Origin of the sequence: Methanosarcina spelaei (assembly GCF_002287235.1) — an archaeon.
Taxonomy (GTDB): domain Archaea; phylum Halobacteriota; class Methanosarcinia; order Methanosarcinales; family Methanosarcinaceae; genus Methanosarcina; species Methanosarcina spelaei.
Genome location: NZ_LMVP01000127.1, coordinates 1 through 5,830 on the forward strand (window position 1 = coordinate 1; position 5,830 = coordinate 5,830).

Here is a 5,830-nt window from a genome sequence, read left to right on the forward strand (position 1 = left end):
CTACATTCACGGTGGCTGTAACCTTATTTGTAGCTGTATCAATTACAGAGACTGTGGTACTACCGCTATTCGTAATATATGCGTATTTAGCCGCGTTAGAAGTGCCCTGTGCAGTAGCTGCCGATGTAATAGATAACGTTAAAATTAATAATAAAACAATGGCTGTTGAAGCTAAGGCTACTGAACACAATTTTTTGTTCATTTTCATTGTCTTACTCCATTATGTTTTATCCTACATCCGGCAGGTAAATTGGTTTTCCAAATACTTTTCATTGATAGCGTTTTTGGAAACTTGTGTTCCATCCTATACAAACGATTGAAAATATGGTTTGAATATATAGTCAATAACTCTACTTTATGACAATTGGATTACCATATGTTAACAGTGTAAATATATGTTAACACGCGTTAAATATAGGGCGAATTAATAGGATGCTTGAAAAGCGCTATCATGACACCTCTTCTTTTCAAGGGAAATATTCTAAATAAAAAACCTAGAATAGTTTTATCATATGTTTTGAAAGTCTAACTAGTACTGTGATTCCAAAATAGATTCGCAAAAATTGACTTTTAATCCGCCTATTGACCTTGAATTTTTCAATAAATAGGGAGTTTATTTTGGAATCGAATCACTAGTTTTATGCGTTTTTAGTTTTAACGTACCTTTATACTTAAGTAAATTTTTAAACTTTCAGCAATATGTGTTATCTGTTTTTCCCTACAGTTTGAAGAGTATACCTATTCTGAAAAATATTCAAATCTTAATGTCGGCCTGCCGAATACAGGTTTTTTGTTTTAAAACTCAGTTCTATAACGCAGTGACTTTTGCGTTATTTTAATTGACAGATTGGGCCAGAGACTTTAAATCATGAAAACCGGGGTGCAGCTATAGACAATCTGCAGGTCTTACAAAAATTATTAAGTTCAAACCCGTTTAGTTCAGTTTGGCATCATTCTGTCTTAAATTAGTCAACTGTCGGTACTTATATCGTTTCCATATTCTATGTCAGAAAGAACCATTATAGAGAGCTCTAATCATATTGATTGCATGTTAGATCTTGCATGGCGGAAATTATCTATTTTATTCCACTAATTTTGATTAATTCTATATTTAGATATTTTATATTAAAAAGTTTCTAATTCTTGCCCAAAAACTTCTTTTTTGGCTACAATTTTTATTTAATGTATTGCTGATAACAGTTCATATCATAAAATCCAAATTATAGCAACAATAATACACTGCCAGTAACTTCAGATTTTTGAATAATTACCAAAAAGTGATTGCAAGAGTATTATTTATTGAGAATATCTGCTGAAGGTTAAAGCAGCATCACTTAGAAAGAGATTGAGGTACAGGAAGCTAAGAAAACCTGATGGAAATTATTATAATAAAGAATTAAGGTCTATTTCTGTCACAATGGAAGAAACAGAGCGGATGACAGAAATAGACCTTATGCCTTTGTTACTTTAGCTTGACTTTTTTACTGTTTTTCCATATAATGTTCACTCATTTTTTCACTGTAATATATCCAGAAACGGTTTTAGTGTTACTACCTGCAGCATTCGTTACTGTTAACTTAACAGTATATGTTCCTGCCTTTGAATACTTATGCGTTATATTCTGCTTGGTTGAAGTTGTTCCATCTCCAAAATTCCATTGCCACTTCGTTGGTGTTCCTGTGCTTTTGTCAGTAAACTTAACGTTTAATGGAGCTTTTCCTGATGTTGGAGACGCAGAGAAGGCAGCAACAGGTTTTGCTGTCACTTGTATATAGCCAGTTTTTGTTACTGTGTTGCTGCCTGCTGCATTGGTTACTGTGATGGTTACTGTATATTTCCCTGCTTTGGAATACTTATGAATCGGATTCTGCTGGACTGAAGTAGTTCCATCCCCAAAAGTCCATTTCCACTTCGTCGGCGTTCCTGTACTTTTGTCAGTAAAAGAGACGATTACTGGTTCCGTCTCCAAAAGTCCATTTCCACTTCGTCGGCGTTCCTGTACTTTTGTCAGTAAAAGCGACGTTTACTGGTGCTTTTCCTGAGGTTGGCGTTGCAGAAAAAGCAGCAACTGGCTTTATTGGGGCTGCTGCTACATTTATATAATTGCTTATTGTTTTAATGTTACTGCCTTTATTATTCTTTACTGTTAAGCTTACAGTATATTTTCCTGCTTTACTGTATGTGTGTACAGGGCTCTTAATTGTTGAGGAAGTCCCATCTCCAAAGTTCCATGTCCAACTGGTAGGTGAACCAGTACTTTTGTCAGTAAAAGTGACACTTAATGGCGTATTTCCAGAAGTAGGTTTCGCAGAAAAGTCTGCTACAGGAGATGCACTTCCTGTTGAGGTGAAGGCCTTGATACATACATTCGTATTTGAGTAATATTTTGTTATGTCAGTCCAGTCATTTCCGTCATAACTGACGAAACTTTCTCCTGCATTTGCTGTTGCTTTACTACTGTAGTCTGGGTACGGGTATTCTATGGCAATCGGGTAACTATATCCTGTGGTCGTAAGCTTCAGGATAACTGAGAACTTTTGACCGGCCTTGAGCTGTACTCTGGAGTTCAGAGGTATCGTATAATAGCCTGCATAGGAGCTCTTCCCACTCTGGGAAATAACCGGACCGGCTTGATTTATAGGACTGGACGACACGTTAGTATATATATAAATTTCATAGTTGCAGTTTGAATCCGTAGTATAGAAACTTACAGCTTTGAGAGTCTCACTTGATTTTGCAGTAAAGATGTTTGCAGACCAGCCAGTGGGTCCGCCATATCCCATAGTAGTAGTCCATCCGAATGGATCATACTGATATATATTTTTATAATTATCAGTGTTTTCAGCTGTGAAGATAGTATTATCGGCGCCTATATTTGAGTCATAATAGGAAACATAGAAATATCCGTTCTCACCAAAATCTTTACTCCAACTATTTTTCACAATGAAAGCTCCATTTCCGGGCGGGATCTTGGTAAAGTTACTTCTACTGTACGAATCATCCCAGCCTACAATGTCCACTCCATGGTCAGAGGACGAAGATCCATTATAGTAAAAACTATGTTTACTAGTAGAATAATAATTGTAAAGGTTGTTACCACCGGAGTATAAGCCTGTAGAGACTGCTCCATATTTTATAATTGCAGATTTTATTTCATTGTTGTCCAGAGATCCTTGCCTACCTGGAAGGAATAAAACATTTTGTACATGTTTATATACAGGAAGTTTAAGTTCATTTGGTGAGTATGCTGATGAATCACTATAAGGGTCATCGCTTTCCTTCACTGGTCCACTCCAACGGGCTAGGTAGGCAGTTGACATACCTGACGTTCCTCCCTCTAGAAAATCAAAACCTTCTGGTGCAGAATTGGAAAGCACGTTTTTAAGATTATTTTCTGAAAAATCCCAATTTTCTCCAGGCAGTAAATATGATTCCAAAGACCCATAGGTTGCAAATGCCCAACAAGATCCTGCATTACCCTGATCTTTCACAGGAGTTACTTTGTTCAGGCTCCGCAGATCATATTTTGATTGATAAGATGCTATTCTGCTAGAAACACTGCCCAGATGACTAAGATCCACAATTGAGGGGATTAAACCAGCTTTATGTCCCTCAAAAGATAGCTGATTGGAAATTTTTTCTTGCTGATACTTTACAAAATCGGGGTTTATTGGTGCAAGTCCAACCTTTAAGGCTTTATTATTGTCCGAAGAGTTCGTATCAGCTATCGATATCGAGGGGCCTATAACCAGAAGTAGAACCAGAAGTCCGCTGAGGACTGCTGCTCTTTTTCTTACATTTAAACTGTTTTTTGTTTTTAAATTTTTTTTCATGATGGTACCTTTCTAATTTTATTAATAATATCTTTTAGTATTATCAAGGAAATTACATGCAGTTCATTGTGCATATATCATCCGCTAAAACAATAATTAATGAGCCTTGATCCAAAATTTTCCATTAATTTATAATTATTACACGAAATAAATCTAATAATAAAACATTTCTCTTTATATAGCCATTATGACTTATTTCCAATTTTATAATAATATAGTGTATAATTTCACTTTATATCTGGTGCACTATTACATATGCTAACCTTTCCTTAATAGTTTTATAAGCCAGATTTTATAGAAAAATTAAATCTTTATGCCCAAGTACTATCTAAAAAAAGTTAATTGACTATTATAAATTGGAAGTCTCAGAAATACAAAAACCAATTTCAAAAAGACTACGTTTATTGAGCCTATCCTAAAAGCTATTTTGTTTTTAACTATCAAAATTTTTGGGAGTATATTTCTCGTACCGTGAATTCTCTGATTTTTCAAAAAGAATATCAAGTAATAAATTTTGAATTCTAAAATGAATCTATACAAATAATTTAAAAGCTATACATAAAAAAATTAAAAATTTATAAGTAAAAAATTAAAATATAAAAAGATGAAAATGTAAAAATACTATATAAATCTATGAAATGCAGATTTATGTAGATCATTCAATTTACGAGAGTTTTTCCCAGAAAACAGTGATAAATATGGATTTATATAGGAAAAACGTATATTTGGCATAAAAATAACTGGATTTTAAAAGTCTCAAATAAAGTAAAAAACTTAAGATTTAGGTACAGAATCAATCACTCAAATCGAACAAGAAGGCAAATTCTCAACTCTGATCAAACAAAATAAAGATAATTTTTTGTCAGATTTAACAAATGATTTCCCCACTACCCTTTAGTCTTGTGATCTTTTTCTTTTTTCAGTTTAAGGGTCTACTGCTTTCAGCGTATAATTATCTGTTTTGTATTTGTTGTCACTTTTAAGTAATTTGTTTTTTATGTAACTTGTTTTTTATGTAACTTGTTTTTTATGTAACTTGTTTTTTATGTAATTTATTTTTTATGTAATTCGTTTTTTATGTAATGTGTTTTTTATGTAATTTGTTTTTGTTGTGGTATTATTATAGCAGCGTTGCTTACTGTAATGTCACCGTATAATTTCCTACCTTTGAATACTCACTTGTCGAATTTGAATTGTTGAGTTTGTTTCATCTCCAAAATTTACATTTCCATGAAGTTTGTATTCCTGTATTCTTGTCAGTAAAAACGCATTTATTGGTGTTTTTCATGAGGTAGATCTCATAGAGATTGCAGAAGTCGGTTTTTCTATCACTTTTATATAGTCTGTTTTTATTGCTGTGTTACTACCTGCAGCATTCGTTACTGTTAAGTTTACAGTATATGTTCCTGCCTTTGAATACTTATGAACTGGATTCTGCTGGGTTGAAGTTGTCCCGTCTCCAAAGTTCCACTGCCACTTTGTTGGTGTTCCTGTGCTTGTATCACTGAAGGCGATATTTATTGGTGCTTTTCCAGATGTAACACTGCTGGTGAAATCTGCAACCGGCTTTGTTGTAATTCTTATATAGTTTGTTTTTGTTACAGTGTTACTACCTACAGCATTCGTTACTGTTAAGTTTACAGTATATGTTCCTGCTTTTGAATACTTATGAATGGGATTCTGCTGGGTTGAAGTAGTTCCGTCTCCAAAGTTCCATTTCCATCCAGTAGGCGTTCCTGTGCTTGTGTCAGTAAAGACGACATTTAATGGTACTTTTCCTGATGTAACACTACTGGTGAAGTTTGCAACAGGTTTTGCTGTCACTTTTATATAGTCTGTTTTTATTGTTGTATTGCTGCCTTCAGCGTTCTTTACTGTTAAGTTTACAGTATATGTTCCTGCCTTGGAATACTTATGAGTCGGATTCTGCTGGGTTGAAGTTGTTCCGTCTCCAAAGTTCCATTTCCATTCTGTCGCATTTTTCGAAATATCGGTTA

General features: G+C 34.2%; 1 protein-coding gene and 2 pseudogenes. All 3 read right to left on the reverse strand.

Translation table 11 applies throughout. The annotated features are described in order from the left end of the window. Positions 1–208 (reverse strand): annotated as a pseudogene (locus ASJ81_RS24570) (hypothetical protein); the annotation flags it as partial. A 1,299-nt stretch (positions 209–1,507) separates the two neighbouring features. Beyond that, a pseudogene (locus tag ASJ81_RS08335) lies at positions 1,508–3,833 on the reverse strand (PKD domain-containing protein). Between the two features lie 1,284 nt (positions 3,834–5,117). Further along, positions 5,118–5,830, reverse strand: a 713-nt coding sequence (locus ASJ81_RS08340; RefSeq protein WP_170943245.1) for a PKD domain-containing protein, incomplete at its 5' end; no start/stop codon positions are given.